The following is an 18,864-nucleotide window of genomic DNA, read 5'->3' as shown; positions in this document are numbered from 1 at the left end:
CTGGTGGTGCAGCTCGCCGCCGCCCGTGCCCTCGGCGCCGACCGGTTCGGCGCGCTGGYCCTGCTCGTCTCCTGCCTGGTCCTGTGCACGGCGCTCTACACCGCGTTCGTCGGTGACGCACTGACCGTGCTCGGTCGGGACGATCCGGCGGTGCGCGGCGCCGTGCTGGTCGCGCACGGGGTCCTGGTGACGTCCGCCGCGGGGGTCGGTTTCGGGGTGGCGATCGGGCTCGCCGGCCTCGGGCCGGGTGTCGGGGCCGCCTACGCCGGGCTGATCGTGCTCTGGCTGCACGAGGAGCTCGGGCGCCGGGCGCTGATGGCCGGGCTGTCGTTCTGGAAGCTGGCGGCGAACGACGCCGGCTACGTCGCGGTCACGCTCCTGACTCTCACCGCGGCGGGCGCGGCCGGGATGACGGTCAGCCTGCTCATGGTGATCCTCGCGATGGGCGCGGGGGCCGCCGTCGCCATCGGGCTCGCGTTCGGGCAGCTCCCGCTCGCCCAGCTGCGTCCCGCCTGGCCCACGGCGGGCCTGGTGCGCGAGGTCGCCGGTTTCGCGGTGTGGCGTTCGCTGCAGGCCGGTCTCACCCCGGCGCTGCTGTTCACGGCGCGGGTGCTGATCAGCGCCGTCGCCGGGCGGGGCGTGCTCGGCCAGGTCGAGGCGGCCCGGCTGATGATCGCGCCGGCGCAGACGGTGGTCGCGGCGGCGGGGAACGTCCTGCTGCCGGCGTTCGCGGCGGATGGTGCGACGTCCGCCCGGCGGGCCCGTCGCGCGAGCGTGGCGCTGATCGGGGCGACGGTGCTGGTCGGCGCGGTCGCCCTGCTTGTCGTCGGCCCGTTCGCGGATCTGGTCGTCGGGCCGGGGGTCGAGGTGCCTCGCGGCGCCGTGCTCGCCTGGTCGGTGTACTGCTGCGCGCTCGCGGCCGGCCTGCCCGCCGCGACGGCGCTGGTCGCGCGCCGGCGCACCCGGACGGTGTTCCTGGCCTGGCTCGGCGACGCGCTGGTCGGGGTCACCCTGGTGGTCGTCATCCTGGCCGCCGGGCATCCGGTCGCGGTCCCGGTGGGCCTGGCGGTCGGCCGGCTGGGGAGCGCGCTGTGCCTGCACGTCCTCGCCAGCCGCACGGACGAGCAGGCTCGCTCCCGGCACCGGCACCGGTCCCAGCAACCGGGCTGGCAACCGGACCGGCGTCCAGGCCGGCAGCCAACGCTGCACCGAAGCCGAGGCTGGCCCCGCTCGCGGGCCCGGGCCTGGAACCGAGGCCTTCGGTCGCCGGGCACGGGCGCGGGTGCGGGTGCGCGGCGGCTGCCCCGGCTCCTTCCCAGCCCGAACCGGTGGGCGCTGGCCGCCGTCGTGCTCCCGCTCATGCTCGCCAGCGACTACAAGGTCCGGCTGCGCGGCAAGGAGGCGACGACGTCCGGGCAGGCTGACCTGTTCATCCTGGTGGAGATGGCCGTGTACGCGACGGTCGGCGTGGTGCTGCTGCTGACCGTGGCGCGGGCGCCCGCGCAGCGGCGCAACGCCACCGTCGTCGTCCTGGCCTGGGTCTTCGGGTCCTACTGTGCGCTTTCCGTGGTCTGGTCGCCGTACGGCAGCCTGGCGGTGGTGCGTGCGGCGCAGCTGCTGCTCACGGTGGCCGTGGCGCAGACCGCGGCGCGGTACGCCAGCCGCGCCCAGCTGCACGGCCTGGCCCACGCCTTCGCCGCGACCGTCGCCGGCTCGGTGCTGTTCGGCGCGCTGCACCGGTTCCCGCCGGTGAGCGGCGAAACTGCCGGACGCTTCACCTGGCTGTACGTCCACCCGGTCGTCGCCGGGATCTACCTGGGCGCCGCGACGGTGATCCTGACCGTCTACCTGACCCGGCCGGGCCGGGGGCACCGCATCTGGCCGACCTGGACGTACCAGGTGCTGCTGGTCGTCGTCGGGTCCGGGCTGCTCGCCTCGCGGACCAGGGGCGCCCTCGGCGGGGCGGTCGTCGCCGCGCTGCTGGCGATGGTCTGCGGCGCCCGCGGTGCGCGCCGGCTCGACCTGCTGGCCACGATCGGTGTCTTCACCGCGATCGCGGCGGTCACCTCCTCGGACGTCGTGCTCTCCTACCTGAGCCGGGGCGAGTCCGCCGAGAAGCTGGCCACGCTCAACGAGCGCACCAACCTGTGGTCGCTCGCCCTCGACGCGTTCGAGCAGAAACCGATGACCGGCTGGGGGCTGACCGCCTCCCGCGGGATCTTCCTCGACGCGATCGGTCTCGGCGGTGGGCACAACGCGTTCGTCAACGTCCTGGTCGACGGAGGTGCGATCGGTGCGCTGCTCTGGCTGGCGCTGCTGGGCGGGATCGCGGTCACGCTGCGCGGGCTGTGGCGCCGGGCCCGGCCGGACGAGCGGGCGGACGAGAGGGCGGACCTGACGTTGCTGACCGCGCTGCTGCTGTTCCTCCTCTTCGACGGCCTGACCGCCGAGCACATGGCGGCACCCGCCAACGTCGCGAACATCCTGCTGGCGGTGATCGTCGGCTGGACCGGCGCGTTGACCCGCCGACGGGCCGGTTCCGCGGGGCCGGCACCCGAGCGAGGTCCGGTGACAGCGGGACGTTCGGTGCCCGTGCGAGGTCCGGTGCCTTCGGGACGTTCGGTGCCCGAGCGAGATCCGGCGTCGGCGGGACGTCCCGGAGGTTCGGGCGGTTCGGGGCCGGCGCGCCCGACGGGCCGGCCGGCGCCGGAGCGGATCCCGGCCGGGGCCGGCTGATGGCCCGCCGGACGGTCCTGTTCGCGCACCCCTCCGCCGAGCTGTACGGCGCGGACCGGATGCTGCTCGACTCGGTGCGCGGGGTCGTCGCCGCCGGCGCACGTGCGATCGTGGTCCTGCCGGACCGGGGGCCGCTGTGGCCGCTGCTGGAACAGGCCGGGGCCGAGGTCCGGGCCGGCGACGTCCCCGTCCTGCGCAAGCGATACCTGCGCCCGCATCGGGCCTTCGGCCTCGCGGTGCGGATGGTGGCCGCGGTCGGGCGGCTGGTCCGGCTGATCCGGCTGGTCCGGCCGGACGTCCTCTACGTGAACACGATCACGATCCCGGTCTGGCTGGTGGCCGCGCGGCTGTGCCGGCTGCCGAGCCTGGTCCACGTGCACGAGGCGGAGCGCACCGGCCGGCTCGTCGGCGTCGCGCTCACCGCCCCGCTGCTGCTGGCCCGGACGATCGTGGTCAACAGCTCCGCCGCGGCGGCCACCCTCGCCGCGGCCATGCCGGCGCTGGCCGGACGGACCGAGCTCGTCTACAACGGGGTCGCCCGCGCCGGCGGCCCAGCCCTGCCGCCCCCGCTGTCACCGCCGGTGCGGCCGGGCACTCCGGCTCGGCTGGTTCTCGTCGGCCGGCTCTCCCCGCGCAAGGGGACCGACGTCGCCCTCGACGCGCTGCTCAGGCTCCGGGAAGCCGGCCGCGACGTAGAGCTCGACCTCGTCGGCAGCACGTTCGAGGGGTACGAGTGGTACGAGCGCCAGCTGCGGGACGCCACCGCCGACCCACGGCTCGCCGGTCGGGTGCGCTTCCACGGCTTCCAGCCCGACATCGAGCCCTTCCTCCGCGCGGCGGACGTCGTCCTGGTCCCGTCCCGGGTCGAACCGTTCGGGAACGTCGCGGTCGAGGCCCTGCTCGCCGGACGTCCGCTGGTCGCGAGCGCCGCCCAGGGGCTCGTGGAGATCGTCAGCACGGAACGCACTGGCCTGCTGGTCCCCCCGGACGACCCCGCGGCCCTGGCGGCGGCGGTCAGCGCCCTGCTCGACGACTGGCCGTACGCCGCCCGACTGGCGGAGGCGGGGCGCGCCGACGCCGCCGAACGGTTCGGCATGGAGCGCTACCACGCCCAGATCAACGCCCTGATCGGCACACTGACCGCGGCCCGAGGTCGCCGCTTGAAGATCATGGGATTTTGGTCGTTCTGACGACCAGGATCCTCAACTCTTGCCCGGCAGCAACGGCTGCCCGAGGCTCGGGAGCCCGCGACGGGCTTCGGAACGAGGCCACGGGTATTCCGCGGTCCCATCGGAAATCTGCGGGAAAGGTGGCACGGAAGTGCCGGTCGGCCCGGCGGCCAGAAATCCTGTGAACCATAACGGAGGTTCGGGTGTCGGTATCTCGTCCGTGGCCTCAGGAAAAGGTCGCAGGAATCGATGGAATTCGTCGGTGTCGCGGGCGGGAACTGGCTGGTGAAGCGCGGTGGGTCGTAGGGTTTCCGGCGTGAGATCGTTATCCGTCCTTGGGAGCGGTGTGCTGGCCGGGGTTCTCGCGGCCGTGGTCGCGCTGGCCGGTTGCGGAGGTGGCGACGACGACGGGGCGGGGGACGACCCCTACCGAAAGCAGGGCCCCTTCCCGACCGCGCTCGCCGCCGTGCCGAGCGCGCCGGCGCCGACCGCCGGCCCGGCACCGTTCACGGCGCCGGCGTCCGGGGCCGGCAAGGTCGTCGTCTCGGTGGCTGACATAAGCCCGGTGCGCTCGGCCGGCGAGGGGCCGGGGCAGTTCGTCGGCCGGCCCGCGGTCGCCTTCACGCTCGCCCTGCGCAACGACTCCGGGCAGGTCGTCGACCTGAACGGGGCCAACATCACCGTGTCCTACGGTGCGGACGACACACCGGCGCAGCCCGACGACGGCGGCACGGTGCGTCCCCTGGCCGGCCCGCTGCAGCCGGGGCGCACCGCCGACGGCGTCTACGTCTTCCTCATCCCCGAGGACCAGCGCGCCAGGGTCACAGCTGTCGTCAGCTACGACCCGACGAAACCCGCGGTCGTCTTCTCCGGTCCGGTCGGCTGACATCCCGGTCGGCTGACATCCCGGTTGGCTGGCGGGGCGGTCCGCTGGCGCGCGGGTTGGCGCGCATCCACCGCGGGCATCGGTCTCAATAAGCGGCCTGATCTGTTTATCGGGTCGACGAAATCCCGGTCGAGCTTGTTGATTCTCCGTTGACTTTCTTTGGTTTCCGTGGCGTGCTGCCATGCAAGGCTAATTCGTCGCAATGCTGAACGGTTGAGCTGCTGCGGGTCGCTGTGTAAGGTTCCCCGAAAACCGGCGCAGCTGTGAATTCATGCTGGTTAATGGTGGGCGTGCTTCCGGTCGCGCTCGGCGTAGGAAGAGCGTGATGCGGGTGACGCGGCGAAAGTCAGGGCGAGACGGAGATTTACCTGCCGGCGGCGCCGGCCAGCCTGCCGGGCGTGGCGGGTTCGCCGGGCGCGGCACGGTCGTCGGGCATCGGGGGTTCGCCGGGCGCGGCGGGTTCGCCAGGCGCCTGGTCGGTTTGGCCGCGGTCGCCGCCCTGGCCGTCGTCGGCACCGGCGCGTCCGTCCTGCTGACAGCGCCGGGAGCCGCGGCGGACACCGCGCCACCCGACCCGTCGACACCGGCGACGGTCAGCGCGGACGCGCTGCCGACCGTCCAGGTGAACGGTGTCGTGTGGGCGCAGGCGACCGTCGGCAACACCGTCTTCGTGACGGGCAGCTTCACCGCGGCCCGGCCCGCCGGCGCCGCCGCCGGCGTGAACGAGACCCCGCGGGGCAACCTGCTCGCCTACGACATCACGACCGGCAACCTGATCGCGGGCTTCAACCACACGCTCAACGCCCAGGGCCGGGCGATCACCGCCTCACCCGACGGCCGCAGGATCTACGTCGGCGGTGACTTCACCGCCGTCGACGGGCAGACCCGTAACCGGATCGCCGCGTTCAACACCGTCGACGGCTCCCTTGTCAGCGGCTGGACGGGCGGCGCCGCCGCGTCGGTACGCGCCCTGACCGCCTCCGACTCGACCCTCTACGCCGGCGGGGTCTTCGCCTCGGCGATGGGGAACACCCGCTCCCGCCTGGCCGCCTACTCGACGTCCACCGGGGCTCTGCTGAACTGGGCGCCGGCGGCCGCGAACGGCCAGGTCAACGCGATGGTCCTGACCCCTGACCGGTCCCGGGTCATCGTCGGCGGCCAGTTCAACTCCCTCAACGGCGTGTCCGCGACCGGGCTCGGCGCCGTCGATGCCACCACCGGCGCGACCCTGCCATGGGCGGCGAACAAGATCGTGCGCAACTCGGGTGACAAGGCGAGCATCGACAGCCTGCGCACCGACGGCACGAACATCTACGGGTCGGGCTGGGTCTCCGGGGCGACGAGCGGCAACCTCGAGGGCAGCTTCGCCGCGAACCCCACCACCGGTGACCTGATCTGGATCGAGGACTGCCACGGTGACACCTACGACAACTTCGCCGTCGGCGGCGTCCTGTACAACGTGGGGCACGCGCACTTCTGCGGCAACATCGGGGCGTTCCCGCAGACCGATCCGATGTCCTATTACCGGGCGCTGGCCTTCACCACCAAGGCGACCGGCACCGTCGGGCGCAACACGCTGATCGGCTACGCCGACTTCGCCGGCAACCCGGCCCCGACGCAGCTCAACTGGTACCCGAAGCTCGCCGCCGGCACGTTCACCGGCCAGGGCCAGGCCGCCTGGTCGATCACCGGGAACAGCAGCTACCTGTCGCTGGGCGGTGAGTTCCCGTCCGTGAACGGGACGCCCCAGCAGGGCCTGGTCCGTTTCGCGATCCGCGCGGTGGCGCCGAACCGGGTCGGCCCGGTCTACTCCGCCGCGGCTCTCACCCCGACCGTCCAGGCGGTGGGCGCGGGCTCGGCGCGGGTCAGCTGGACGACGACCTACGACAACGACAACGAGGCCCTCACCTACCGGATCGTCCGGGACGGCAACACCGCGAGCCCCGTCCACACCACGACGATCAACGGGCGGTTCTGGAAACCGCAGCCGGCCACGTTCGTCGACACCGGCCTGAGCGCCGGCACCCACACCTACCGCGTCTACGTGTCCGACCCGCTCGGCAACGTCACGCCGGGCCCGACCAGCGCACCGGTGACGGTGACGGGCGCGGGCCCCGCGCCGACCAGCGCCTACGCCCGGACGGTCCTGGCCGACGGGCCGGCCAACTACTGGCGTCTCGGCGAGACGGCCGGCACCACGACCTCCCGTGACCTGGCCGGCGGCGCGGACCTGCGCCTGGGGAGCACCGTGACCCGTGGCACCCCGGGCGCGATCGCCGGTGACGCGGACACCGCCTCGACCTTCAGCGGCACCTCCACCGGTTTCGGCGCCACGCCGACGGCGGTGACCGCGCCGGCCACGTTCAGCGCCGAGGCCTGGTTCAACACCACCTCGACCCGTGGCGGGAAGCTCCTCGGCTTCGGCGGCAGCAACACCGGGACGTCCTTCAGCTACGACCGGCACGTCTACCTGACCAACGCGGGCCGGGTCACGTTCGGCGTGAACCCGGGCGGCTTCCGGACGATCACCAGCGCCGGTGCCTACAACGACGGGCGGTGGCATCACGTGGTGGCCACCCTGTCCAGTGCCGGGATGTCGCTCTATGTCGACGGTGCCCAGGTCGGCCAGGATCCGGCGACGACGTCCGCCCAGGCGTTCAGCGGCTACTGGCGGGTCGGCGGGGACGCCCTGGGTTTCTGGCCGGACCGGCCGACCAGCAACTTCCTCGCCGGTGCGATCGACGAGGTGGCGATCTACCCGACCGCTCTGACGCCGGCCCAGGTCCAACGGCACAACCAGGCCGGCAGAACAAATTAGGAGACCTTTCTCGGCCTTTCCTAGAATGCTGGCACCAGTTTTCCAGAAATTGAACAAGAGGTGCCGCTCCGTGTACCATTGATTTTCCAGAAAATGACGATCCCTGCCATCTGCGGATAAGGGTGACGGCTACGTTCGCGTTGCGGGGCATGCACGGAATCTGAACGTGGGGTGGGGCGCAATGCGAATAGCCATGCTCGGTACCCGTGGTGTGCCGGCGAACTACGGCGGCTTCGAGACGGCGGTGGAGGAGGTCGGCCGCCGGCTCGTCGAGCTGGGCCATGACGTCACCGTCTACTGTCGTGGCAAAGGCCCGGACGAATTCCTGGGAATGCGCAGAGTCGAGCTGCCGGCCCTGCGCCGCCGATCGCTGGAGACACTCAGCCACACCACGGTGAGCGTCGCGCACGCCCTGCGGCACCGGCCGGACGTGGCACTGCTCTTCAATGCCGCCAACGCCCCGCTGTTACCCCTGCTCCGGTTACGGAGGATCCCGGTGGCCGTGCACGTCGACGGGCTGGAGTGGCGCCGCGGCAAATGGGCCGGTGCCGGCCGGCGCTACTACATGATGGCCGAGGCCCTCGCGGTGGCCTGGGCCGATGACCTGATCGCCGACTGCACCGCCATCGCGGACTACTACCGCTGGAAGTTCCACGCGGACTCGACCGTGCTCACCTACGGTGCACCACTGCTCGAATCCGCCGCGACCGCCCGGGTCGCCGAGCTCGGCCTGCGCGCGAGAGAGTTCCACCTGGTCGTCGCCCGGATGGAACCCGAGAACAACATCGACCTCATCGCCCGCGGATACCTGGCGAGCGGCTCCCGACATCCACTCGTGGTCGTCGGCGGAAACCCCTACCCGACGCGGTACACCCGCGACCTCACCCAGCTCCTCGCCACCGACCCGCGGGTCATCTCCCTGGGCGCGGTCTACGACCAGGAACTGCTCAACGCGCTCTACGCGGCCAGCCTGACCTACCTGCACGGGCACAGCGTCGGCGGCACCAACCCGTCGCTGCTGCGCGCGATGGGTGCGGGCGCCACCGTGATAGCAACCGGGAACCGCTTCAACCGCGAGGTGCTCGGCGACGCCGGTTTCTATTTCACCGAGCCGGACGAGCTGGCCCGCCATCTGGAGGCGACCGAAAGGAACCCGATCATCGGTGATCGGTACGGCCTGCTCGCGCGAAACCGGGCCGCCGCGAAATTCGACTGGGACGAGGTCGCGATCGGCTACGAGAAACTCTGCCTGCGCCTCGCCGGCCGTGACCCACACTGGCGGCCCACTCTGACCAGCTCCCTTCGCCGATTCACCGAGAGCGGGGACCTTGCGCCCGTCACCGCTCCCGGTCCCGTCCCCGTTTCGGTTCCTGCCGCTGTTCAGCTTCAGCTCCCGCTCCAGCTTCCACTCCCGCTTCCGCGCACGCTTCCGGGCCCGCTTTCGGCCCCGCTTTCGGCCCCGCTTTCGGCTCCGCTTTCGCTTCCGGGTTCGGTGCCGCGGCGGCAGGCGCTGCGCCTCGCGAGCCGGCGGCACGCATGAGCGTCTCCCCACCGGCCGGTTTCCGCGCGGCTCTGGACCGGCTGAGCTCCGCGCAGAAGTCACCGAAAGGCGCGCCCGCCTACTCGCGTTTCGTGAACCGGCGGCTGGGCCGGCTGTTCGCCGCCGCCGGCTACACCGCCGGGCTCACCCCGAACCAGGTGACCGCCATCAGCGGGCTGTTCACCTTCGGCGGCATCGCCCTGCTCGCGTACGCCCGCCCGACCGCACTCGTCGGCGTCGCCGTCTGCCTCGCCCTCATGATCGGCTACGCCCTCGACTCGGCCGACGGCCAGCTCGCCCGGCTACGCGGCGGCGGCAGCCCGGTCGGCGAATGGCTCGACCACGTCTGCGACTCGGCGAAGATCCCGCTGCTGCACCTGGCCGTCGCGGTCTCCTGCTACCGCTTCTCCGCCCTCGGCCGCGGCGAGTTCCTCCTGGTCCCGCTGGCCTTTGCGGCAGTCGCCACGACCACCTTCTTCTCGATGATCATCAGCGACTTCCTGCGCCGGACCCGCCCAGCGGCCGCCGCGGGCCCTCCGGCTTCGGGGAGCCCTCCGGCTTCGGGGAGCCCTTCGGCTTCGGCAGGCTGTTCGGTTGCGGCAGGCCAGCCGGTCCCGGGGAGCCAGCCGGTCCCGGGGAGCCAGGCGGTCGCGGGGAGCCAGGCGGTCGCGTCGGGCGCCGCGGCCGGGACACATGCTCCGATCTGGCGGTCGCTTCTCGTACTGCCCAGCGACTACGGGCTGCTGTGCCTGATCTTCGTCCTGCTCGGCGCCGGCACCGCGTTCAGCGCCCCGTTCTGTGTCGCCTACGCCGCCCTCGCCGCCGCGAACGCGCTCTACCTGCTCGGCGTGCTGCTGCGCGGCTACCGGGCGATGACCGCACTGGGCGTGACCGCCCCGACCACTGCCACCGCTGCCACCGCCGCGACCGGCGCCGTTGCGACCTCGGCGGCTCCAGGGCCGCTCGCTCCGCCGGCGCCCGCTCCGACATCGTTCATGCCCGGGGTGAACGTCCGCGTCGTGAACACTGCGCGGGGCGGTCGACGATGACCACCGTCGGCTACGTTCCCGGTGTCTACGACATGTTCCACATCGGGCACCTGAACATCATCCGCCGTGCCCGCGGGGCCTGCGACCATCTCGTCGTGGGTGTGGTGACCGACGAGGTCGTACTCGCGGTGAAAGGCCACCTGCCCGTCGTCCCGCTCGCGGAACGCCTCGAGATCGTCGGCAGCCTGCGCCTGGTCGACGAGGTTGTCGTCGACCCCCACCACGACAAGTTCGCCATGTGGCCGGCGGTTCACTACGACGTCCTGTTCAAGGGCGACGACTGGCAGAACACCCCGAAGGGACGGAAGCTGGAAGCCGACCTGGCCACGGTCGGCGCCCGCGTCGTGTACTTCCCGTACACCGTCCACACGTCCAGCACGGAGCTGCGCCGCTTCCTCAACCAGCAGCGCGACGACTTCGCGAGCAGCAAGGCACGCGACCCCGTCCCCTCGGCGTCGGCGCGAACACCACGGCGAACCTGAACATGTGCCCGCCGCCGGTCGTGCGGCCTGGGCTCGGTGGCCCGGTAGGCGGGTGACTCTGCCCCTGAGGTCAGACGATGCCGCCGTTGACGCGGATGTTCTGGCCGTTGACCCAGTGGCCCGCGGGGCTCGCGAGGAAGGCGATGACACCGGCGATGTCGGCCGGGGTGCCCAGGCGTTCCAGCGGCGGCTGCGCGGCCAGCCGGGCGATCGTCTGCTCGTCCTTGCCGTGCAGGAACAGATCGGTCGCGGTGGGGCCGGGTGCGACGGCGTTGACGGTCACGTCCCGGCCGCGCAGCTCCCGGGCCAGGATCAGGGTGAGGCCCTCGACGGCGCCCTTGCTGGCCGCGTACGGGCCGTAGCGGGGGAGGGCGAGCCCGAGAATCGACGTCGAGAAGGTGATCAGGCTCCCGCCCCGGCGCAGCCGGCGGGCTGCCTGCTGGGCGACGACGAAGGTGCCGCGGATGTTCGTGCGGTACAGCTCGTCGAGCACCGCCAGATCCAGGTCGGCGACGGTCGACAGGGGCATCCTGCCGGCGGCGTGCACGACGACGTCGACCCCGCCGAACTCCGCCCCGGCGGCCTCGAACATGCCCGCGACGGCGTGCTCGTCGGCGACGTCGGCCTGCGCGGGGATCGCCGCACCCCCGGCGGCCTCGACGGCGGCCACGGTGTCCTGCGCCGCGTCCGTCCGACCGGCGTACCCGACGACGACCGCGAAACCGTCCGCGGCGAGCCTCAGGGCCACCTCGCGGCCGATGCCGCGGGAGCCACCGGTGACGACCGCAACACGGTGCGTCGATGTGTTCGTCATGCGCCCACCATCGGCGCACCTGGCCGGTGCGACCAGTGGATGTTCAGCCCACCGCAGCAGGCGGGCCGCCTCCGCTCAGCGCGGGTCGTCTCCGCTCAGCGGGAACCGACTCCCACCCGCTCGGGCTTGGTCATCACGTCCGCGATCCTGCCCGTGAGGGATTCGATCAGCCGGACTGCCTGGGAGAGAGACAGATTCAAGACGATCTCACTGCCGGCCTCGGCCGGCAGACGCACCGATACATCCGCCATCGTCGTGCCTTTCCTAGCGAAACAGGTCACCCCATCCGCATTGCGGGGCCATGGTGACGCTACGAGGGAACACCGCCGTGGTGTCAGCAAAGGTGGGCAGTAGCACTCTCGCCGACCAGGGGGAGACGGCCGTGCCGGGCGGCCAGGGCAGGTGGCCGGGCCGAGATCGCCGTGGCACGGCGTGCGGAAGGTCTCAGCGTGGCCGGAAGCKAAGGATGTACCAGTCGGCGACCTCGCAGGCGACTTCCTTGAGGATCAGCGCCTTGGCCACACCGACGTTCTCGTTCTGCCCGTGGGCGATCTTGTTCCGCAGCTCGACCAGATAGTTCAGCTCACGTCTCAACCGCTGGTCGTTCGCCCCGAGCAGGGCTCTCAGCTCGGACTTCAGCGCCGGATCGAAACGCAGCGCCAGCTCTCCCAGCGCGTCGGCGCTGGGGTTCGGCGCGCGTTTCAGCGCACCCAGCGCGAAGTTTCGCACCATGCCGTTGGACGTCCGGCTGATGTAGGCCCGGGAGGTCACGACGACGGTCTGCTCCAGATAGCCGCAGCTGCGGACCACGAGCAGCCGGGCCAGCCACGACGCGACTTCCTGGTTGTCGGGCATCCGCGCCTGTTCCTGCACCAGGGCCGATAACTCCCCGAGGCGACCGAGAATGAGCTGGGTCTCGGCGGGCGGCCACTCCTCGCGGGCATGGCGACGCGGCCCTCTGCCGCCCGTCTGGCCGCTGCCTGTCTGGCCGCTGCCTGTCTGGCTGTCGCCCGTCTGGCTGGTGCCCATCTGTCCGGTGCCCATCTCAGATGCGGGAGAAGGCCCTCGTGGCCAATCCGAGCCGCCTGCGCACACTGTCCTCGTCCGCGGTGGCGCGGGTGGTCACGTAGTCGATCCCGGGTTCGCCGAGCAGGTTCGTGATCGCCAAGCTCACCTGGCCGGCGCTCGGCTCGTCACCGGCGTCGAGCCGGCGGGCCAGGCCCACCAGCAGAGCCTCGGTGAGAGAGGCGTTCAACTGGCGGCCCCGAGCCCGCAGCGCGTTTCTCCCGGCGTCGGCCAGCACCAGCTCCGTCGCCCGGGTGAAACGCCTCTCGATGAGCTCCACCGGCAGGTCATCGAGGTCCCGGTGGGTTCCGACGAAGTCGTTGAGGTACTTCTTGAGCGGACGCCGGTAGTTGCCGGGCGAGATGTAGAGCGCGATGAACCTGAGCACGATCTCCTGGTCGCGCAGGCGAGGGGAGCGCGGGCCGTAGAGCGCCCGCCAGGCCGGCTTGTCGTTCAGCGTTGTCAGGAACCTGATGAACTCGCCGGCGTAGAGCGCGACACGGATCTCGTGCGGGGTGAGCTGGGTGCCGCCCGAGTTCAGCCGCTCGAAGATCTGGTAGACACCGTCGAGCGACTGCGTCGTCCCGTCCGTCCGGACGACGGTCGCCTGGATGAAGGTGTTGTCGAGGGTGCGGCGCTGTTCGTCCGACAGTGTGTTGTACGTGAGATCCCGGAAACGGGGGGCGACGTTCTGCAGCGCGAACTCGCGGTTGCCGATGCTGCCACCGTAGAAGAGGCTCAGCGTCCTGATGCGCTGCTGCCCGTCCAGGACGAGATAGCGGCGGTCCTGCTGCTGGACGAGGAAAATTCCCGGGATGGGGTAGCCGAGCAGCAGCGACTCGATGAAGCGGTCCATCTGGCTGCGCTTCCAGACGAACTCGCGCTGGAATCCCGCGGTCTCGATGCTCGGATCGTCGTTGCCGAACGACGGCACCACGATGTCGCCCCGGTCGTGCCGGCGAACGATTCCCTCGATATCGAAGTCGGTGCCGCTGTAGCTGATCTGGGGCGGATCGGGATCCACCTCCTGCAGCTCGGCGACATCCTCGGCGAGCAGTTCCTCCGAGTCGCGGCCAGCTGCGGATCCTCGGCCGTCTGCGGGACCACGGCCATCTGCGGAATCGCGGCCTTCCTCGGCGGGAGGCAACGGCACGGTCCCGGTCGTCTCAGTCACCTTCTTCGAACCGCCGACCCGCTGGCGACCTCGCGGGCGCCAGCTCATCGGCGAGGAGCGGGTTCTCGTGGCCCAGCCCGCTACCCGACCATCGAGCGCGTCGTCTCGATCCCGCGCCTCATCCCGGCGAGAAGCCTACTACCGGCCCGGTTCTCGTCGCCGGCCGCGGAGGCGAGGGCACCCGGTGCCGGACTGCCACCTGGTCGTTCGATCCGGCGCCGGCTACTTCAGGTGATCGGTGCCGGCCACCGGTCGCGTTTGGTCGGAATTCACGACTCGCGCTTCCAGGGTTCGTCCCTGACTGTTTCCGCACGTCAACGTGCCCTGGCGTCGGCAACTCGGCCGGTGTTGTCGAGAAACACGTGCACTTGTCTGTCTGACCTAACGTGATTGTCGGTCGGGGATGCCGGTCCCCATGCCAGCTCTTCGGTGTCGACGCGATCGACGCGATCGACGCGGTGACACGTCCCGGCTTGCCATGCTCGGTCGTTTGGCGGTGCTTATGCACATGCATCAGCACAATCGTGCTACGGTCTGCATCGTCGGATCATGAGGGCGGAAAGCACGAGGTCTGTCCATGGAGCATCGTCCGGAGGTTCCCCATCCGGGGTCGAACCGGAGCGGGCCCCACTCCTGCGGCACGTAGGCAGCGCGAGGAAACGCGGGCGGGGCAGTCTCGATCCGCGCAAGAGCGTCGATATCGGCGCCGGTGCCAACGCACCGGAACGCCCTGACATCGGCTTCTCCTTCTGACCGGTGGTTCGGCCATCCATGGCCTGGACAACACCGGTGGTAACCCCAGGTCCATCCAACTTGAGGTGGAAATACTTCAATGTCGCGGATTTCGCGCTTCCGGCAGGTCAACCGAGCTCGGCTCGTCGGCCTCACCGCCGTGATCGGGAGCGTCATCACCCCCGCACTCCTGTGGAACTGGGCCGGGGTGGACCGCCTGCTCGCCGCGGCGAGCCTCGCCCTGGCGATCATCGCCTTCGTCGGCGGCTCGTCGGTCGCCGCCACCGCGGAGCACTCCGCCGAGAACCTGCCGCGGCTCCTGACCGAACTGGCAGCCCGGGTGCGGGTGCGGTGGGAGGACGAGCTCGTCCACCGCGGCCTCACCGGCGGCGCGATGTACTCGCTTCGGCTGGCGGCGACGAACGCGTCGGCGAGCGTCAGCGCCCCCACCTGTGCGGTGCGCCGGCTCGCGGCGGTCGCCCCCGGACGCGTCCGGAGCGGGAACACCGCCCCGGACTGGCAGCCCCATCTGCTCGACGGTCGCCAGGAGAACCTCGCCGACCGGTACCGGCAGATCCCGACCCGGCGCCTGGCGATAGTCGGCGACAGTGGAGCCGGAAAGACCGTGGTCGCCATCCACCTCGTCCTCGACCTGCTGGCCGCACGGGAAACCGCACAGGCACCGGTACCCGTCCTCGTCGACGCCGGATCCTGGGACCCGACGAACCAGAGCTTCTGGGCGTGGTTCGAAGCAGAGCTCGTCCGCTGCCATCCCGCGCTGGGCGCGCCCGTCTCGAGCGCCAGTGGCTCGAGTGCCGGTGGGACGGTCACGGCGGTGCGAAGGCTCCGCGAAACCGGCCTCCTCCTGCCGGTCATCGACGGCCTGGACACCCTCGCCCCCGCCTCCCAGACAGACGCGATCCGGTCGATCAACCGCGCGCTGCGGGCAGGAGACCCGCTGGTGGTGATCTGGCAGACCGCCGCCTACGCCGCGGCGATATCACCGGACGGAGCCGGAACCCCGATCGAGGCGACCCCCGCCGTCGAAGTCCTCCCACTCGACGGCGACGAGATGATCGCCGTCCTGGACGCCGCGGCCGGAACCGACCCGAACCGCTGGTCCGCGGTCTGCTCGCTCATCGCGACGTCCACCACCGCGACGTCCGCCGCCACCCCGTCCGCCACCGCCCCGCTCGTCCGCACACTGAGCCTGCCGTTGATGCTCTCCCTTGCCCGCTCGAACTACCACCGCTCCTCGGCGGCCCACCCGGCGGAGCTCTGCGACCAGGCCAGGTTTCCCGACCAGGAATCGATCGAGAAACATCTCCTGGACGGACTGATCGGCGCCGTCTATCCCGGAACCGAAGCGACCACACGTTCCGGAAACCGGCGCTCCGCCTGGAACGCCGACCAGGCGCTGCGATTCCACCGCTATCTCGCCCGAAGACTGGTCCACGAGGAACGTCCCGGAGCAACCCCCGTCTACGACCTCGCCTGGTGGCGGCTCGGAACAGCGGGCTCACGGCTGCTGCTCGCACTCGTCACCGGAATCCTGGCGGGAACAGCGGCCACCCTGATCGCCGGCCTCGCAGTCGGCGTCGCCGACGGCACCATGGCCGCGTTCATCCAGGCCTACGCGGTACGCCGGTCAGGCGGACTGTTCACCGAACCGCGCAGAGTCGCCCTCACCTGGCCCGCCACGGCGGACATCCGTACCGGCCTGCTGTTCGCGCTCCCGCTCGGCGCACTCGGCGGCATCCTGGCCGGCTGCGTCTACGGCCTCGCCGCCGGTCTCGGGACGGACCCCGTCCACGCCCTGACCGAGGGCGTCGCCGGCGGTGTCGCGGGAGGCCTCGCAGGCTCCGTGCTGGTCACCGCCACCCTGGCGAGCCTGACACCACCCGCAGACCTGACCCGCGCCACCGCCGCCCGGGCGCTGCTTCGGTACGACCGATTAACCGGGCTGGTCAGCGGAACCGCGACCGGCCTCGCGGTCGGCCTCGCCGTCACCGTCGTGAACGGCGCGGCGACCGGCCTCGCCGGCGGAATCTCCGTCGCCCTGGTCGGCCTGGCCTCCACCCGATCATCGCTGTACTCCGCCACCGTCTGCTGGCTGGCACTCACCGGCCGAACCCCGCTCCGGCTGATGGCCTTCCTGGACGACGCCCGCCGCCGTACCGTCCTGCGCAAGGCCGGCCCCTACTACCAGTACCGCCACGCCGCCCTCCAACGCCGCCTGGCGACCCGCGAACCAACGGACGAGCCCAGACCCTGACCCACCAACCGCCCCACACACCCCGGACCCGTCGCCGGGCCACATCGACGGCACCGCGCCTGGGGCGCACCGCACCGCACCGCGCCTGGGCCGCAGCAGGTCGAGCGGCCTACACCCCGGACCCGCACCCGATCACCGACCGCGTGCCCCACGCCCGATCCGGACCGCTACGCTTGCAGTGCCATCCTCACACCGAGGGTGGCTCATCGGGGGCGGTAGCTCAGCCGGTCAGAGCAGCGGACTCATAATCCGTCGGTCGTGGGTTCGAGCCCCACCCGCCCCACCCAGTCTGACCTGGTCTTTTGTGGGGGCCAGTCCTCCGTGGAGATCGATAACCGGCGCTGGTGATGACGTGCCGGTGACGTTGCGATGGCAACCAAATTTCGAGCCCCTGTCCTTGGTTGCAGAGAGTAGTCGCAGGTGGTGAGGGGTTCGGCCGGGAACTGATTCTTGTTGTCCCCACATGTCCAGGCCGGGCCCGTTATTGAGGGTCGGCGAAGCGAGACTCTTGGGCTGCGCCGGTGCTGTAGAGCCCGGTCGATGCCGGCGGGGGACGATGGCGGCGGCAGCTTTGGCCGCTGCGGGGTTGGCGTCGGCGAAAATCGACGTGTCGATGTCGCCGGTGAAGTGGATGGAGGCGTGCCCGAGTGGTCCGGAGACCACCTTGAGCAGCGGGGTCATGGACCCGTCGCTGCCCTGGCTCATCGCGTTGAGCATCGGGATCACCTCGGGCCCGCGCGCCTCGCCGACGATCACCCGGTCCGGGAACATCCGCAGCGCCGCGTGCACCAGCTCAGCCGCGGAGATCGCGCCCTCACCCTCGGTGTTGGCTTCGCGGACCTACACCGCGACCACGTCCGGGTGGGCCTGCTCGTAGGTCCTCCAACCCCAGCTCGTAGACGATCGTATGGGGAACACCCCGTGTGCGCGGGGACGATGGGGCCGGCTCCTTCAACACCCAGTGGGCGCAGGGAAGACCCTCGCGTGCGCGGGGACGACACGTTCACCCACGACACCACCGGCGTCTACGTCGGAAGACCCCCGCGAGCGCGGGGACGACCGGGTGGTGACCGTGAAGCCGTCCTTCGCCTGCGGAAAACCCCCGCGTGCGCGGGGACGACGTGTTCGTCCACGACCCGGACGAGACGACCGCGGGAAGATCCCCGCGTGCGCGGGGACGACGCCGTGAGCGCTTCGAACGAGATGACGCCGTAGGGAAGACCCCCGCGTGCGCGGGGACGACCATAGGGAGGCCGGAGATGGCTCCGGCGCGACGGGAAGACCCCCGCGTGCGCGGGGACGACCGCACGTTGGAGATGGAGGTGACCGCGGCGTCGGGAAGGCCCCCGCGTGCGCGGGGACGACTGGGAGGAGCGCCAGCGCCAGGCGTCGATCCCGGGAAGACCCCCGCGTGCTCGGGGACGACTCAGTGACGGATATTGACGGATCATGACGGATGGGAAGACCCCCGCGTGCGCGGGGACGACACCATGATGATCCCGCCCGCGTTGGTGAGCAGGGGACGGCCCCCGCGTGCGTGGGGACGACCGCGCAGTTGCTCGTCCACTGGCCCCAGTGGGAAGACCCCCGCGTGCGCGGGACGACTAGCCGATCATGCCGCCGAAGACGCTGCCCACGGGAAGACCCCCGCGTGCGCGGGGACGACCGCTCCCAGCTCGCGACCACCGCCGGGGTGAGGGGAAGACCCCCGCGTGCGCGGGGACGACGTGCGCAGCCACACCGATCGGGCCCACCGCGAGGGAAGACCCCCGCGTGCGCGGGGACGACCTGGCGCAGGGCGTCGGCGTGATCAAGTTGGCGGGAAGACCGCCGCGTGCGCGGGGACGACCTAGGGGAGGGCGCCGCGGGTGGCCTCGAGGGGAGGAAGACCCCCGCGTGCGCGGGGACGACCCGACCTCGAGCACGTCGCGGCCGACAACCTCGGGAAGACCCCCGCGTGCGCGGGGACGACCACGAACTGGCAGCCACCGGTTGCCTATGTCGGGGAAGACCCCCGCGTGCGCGGGGACGACAAGGTGCGGTACCGCACGCTGGACGTGATCGACGGAAGACCCCCGCGTGCGCGGGGACGACGGCCCTCCTCAGTCGGGAGGGGATGCGAAA

12 protein-coding genes, 1 tRNA gene, 1 pseudogene and 1 CRISPR repeat array are annotated in these 18,864 nt (G+C 71.4%); of the genes and pseudogenes, 9 read left to right on the top strand and 5 right to left on the bottom strand.

From position 1 onward, the window contains the following. The first annotated feature begins 3 nt into the window (after positions 1-3). The 7 genes from CcI49_RS12030 (at position 4) to CcI49_RS12000 (ending at position 10,680) form a co-directional block, all read left to right on the top strand. Positions 4-2,736: an O-antigen ligase family protein gene (locus CcI49_RS12030; RefSeq protein ID WP_241840026.1), complete on the top strand. Its 2,733-nt coding sequence runs from the start codon at positions 4-6 to the stop codon at positions 2,734-2,736. Next, positions 2,736-3,926: a glycosyltransferase family 4 protein gene (locus CcI49_RS12025; protein ID WP_083749465.1), complete on the top strand. Its 1,191-nt coding sequence runs from the start codon at positions 2,736-2,738 to the stop codon at positions 3,924-3,926. The genes CcI49_RS12030 and CcI49_RS12025 overlap by 1 nt, the downstream gene beginning before the upstream one ends. Before the next feature lie 295 nt (positions 3,927-4,221). Further along, positions 4,222-4,791, top strand: a complete 570-nt coding sequence (locus CcI49_RS12020; protein ID WP_076826545.1) for a hypothetical protein — start codon at positions 4,222-4,224, stop codon at positions 4,789-4,791. A gap of 331 nt (positions 4,792-5,122) precedes the next feature. After that, complete coding sequence (locus tag CcI49_RS12015; RefSeq protein ID WP_241840025.1) at positions 5,123-7,609, top strand: LamG-like jellyroll fold domain-containing protein; 2,487 nt, start codon at positions 5,123-5,125, stop codon at positions 7,607-7,609. 181 nt (positions 7,610-7,790) lie between these two features. Further along, entirely contained in the window at positions 7,791-9,149 is a 1,359-nt protein-coding gene (locus CcI49_RS12010; RefSeq protein WP_076826539.1) for a glycosyltransferase, read from the top strand. Further along, positions 9,146-10,198, top strand: coding sequence for a CDP-alcohol phosphatidyltransferase family protein (locus tag CcI49_RS12005; protein ID WP_076826537.1), 1,053 nt, complete (start codon positions 9,146-9,148; stop codon positions 10,196-10,198). Before CcI49_RS12010 ends, CcI49_RS12005 begins: the two co-directional genes overlap by 4 nt. Continuing rightward, positions 10,195-10,680 carry an adenylyltransferase/cytidyltransferase family protein gene (locus CcI49_RS12000; protein WP_076826535.1) on the top strand — a complete coding sequence of 162 codons (486 nt, stop codon included), beginning with the start codon at positions 10,195-10,197 and terminating at the stop codon, positions 10,678-10,680. The genes CcI49_RS12005 and CcI49_RS12000 overlap by 4 nt, the downstream gene beginning before the upstream one ends. A 70-nt stretch (positions 10,681-10,750) precedes the next feature. Here CcI49_RS12000 and CcI49_RS11995 read toward each other — a convergent pair whose 3' ends face one another. From CcI49_RS11995 to CcI49_RS11985, 4 genes are all read right to left on the bottom strand, one after another. Beyond that, positions 10,751-11,494, bottom strand: coding sequence for an SDR family oxidoreductase (locus CcI49_RS11995; protein WP_076826533.1), 744 nt, complete (start codon positions 11,492-11,494; stop codon positions 10,751-10,753). A gap of 95 nt (positions 11,495-11,589) precedes the next feature. Continuing rightward, a complete protein-coding gene (locus tag CcI49_RS42540; protein ID WP_198955521.1) occupies positions 11,590-11,730 on the bottom strand; it encodes a hypothetical protein in 141 nt (46 codons plus the stop codon). Between the two features lie 208 nt (positions 11,731-11,938). Next, positions 11,939-12,538, bottom strand: coding sequence for a HEPN domain-containing protein (locus tag CcI49_RS11990; RefSeq protein WP_241840024.1), 600 nt, complete (start codon positions 12,536-12,538; stop codon positions 11,939-11,941). Between the two features lies 1 nt (position 12,539). Further along, a complete protein-coding gene (locus tag CcI49_RS11985) occupies positions 12,540-13,733 on the bottom strand; it encodes a DUF262 domain-containing protein (RefSeq protein WP_241840023.1) in 1,194 nt (397 codons plus the stop codon). 832 nt (positions 13,734-14,565) lie between these two features. On the opposite strand from CcI49_RS11985, the gene CcI49_RS43245 reads away from it, so the two are divergent. Together CcI49_RS43245 and CcI49_RS11975 are read left to right on the top strand one after the other, a co-directional pair. Then, positions 14,566-16,740 carry a hypothetical protein gene (locus CcI49_RS43245; RefSeq protein WP_076826531.1) on the top strand — a complete coding sequence of 725 codons (2,175 nt, stop codon included), beginning with the start codon at positions 14,566-14,568 and terminating at the stop codon, positions 16,738-16,740. A gap of 209 nt (positions 16,741-16,949) precedes the next feature. After that, positions 16,950-17,023 (top strand) — tRNA-Ile (locus CcI49_RS11975). A gap of 395 nt (positions 17,024-17,418) precedes the next feature. Here the strand turns inward: CcI49_RS11975 and CcI49_RS44435 are convergent. After that, a pseudogene (locus CcI49_RS44435) lies at positions 17,419-17,604 on the bottom strand (ATPase, T2SS/T4P/T4SS family); the annotation flags it as partial. A 45-nt stretch (positions 17,605-17,649) separates the two neighbouring features. Then, positions 17,650-18,834: direct repeats of the CRISPR family, unit length 28 nt; unit sequence GGAAGACCCCCGCGTGCGCGGGGACGAC. Between the last annotated feature and the right edge of the window lie 30 nt (positions 18,835-18,864).

It is taken from the genome of Frankia sp. CcI49 (assembly GCF_001983215.1).
Classification (GTDB): domain Bacteria; phylum Actinomycetota; class Actinomycetes; order Frankiales; family Frankiaceae; genus Parafrankia; species Parafrankia irregularis.
This window is presented reverse-complemented; position numbering and strand designations above follow the sequence as displayed.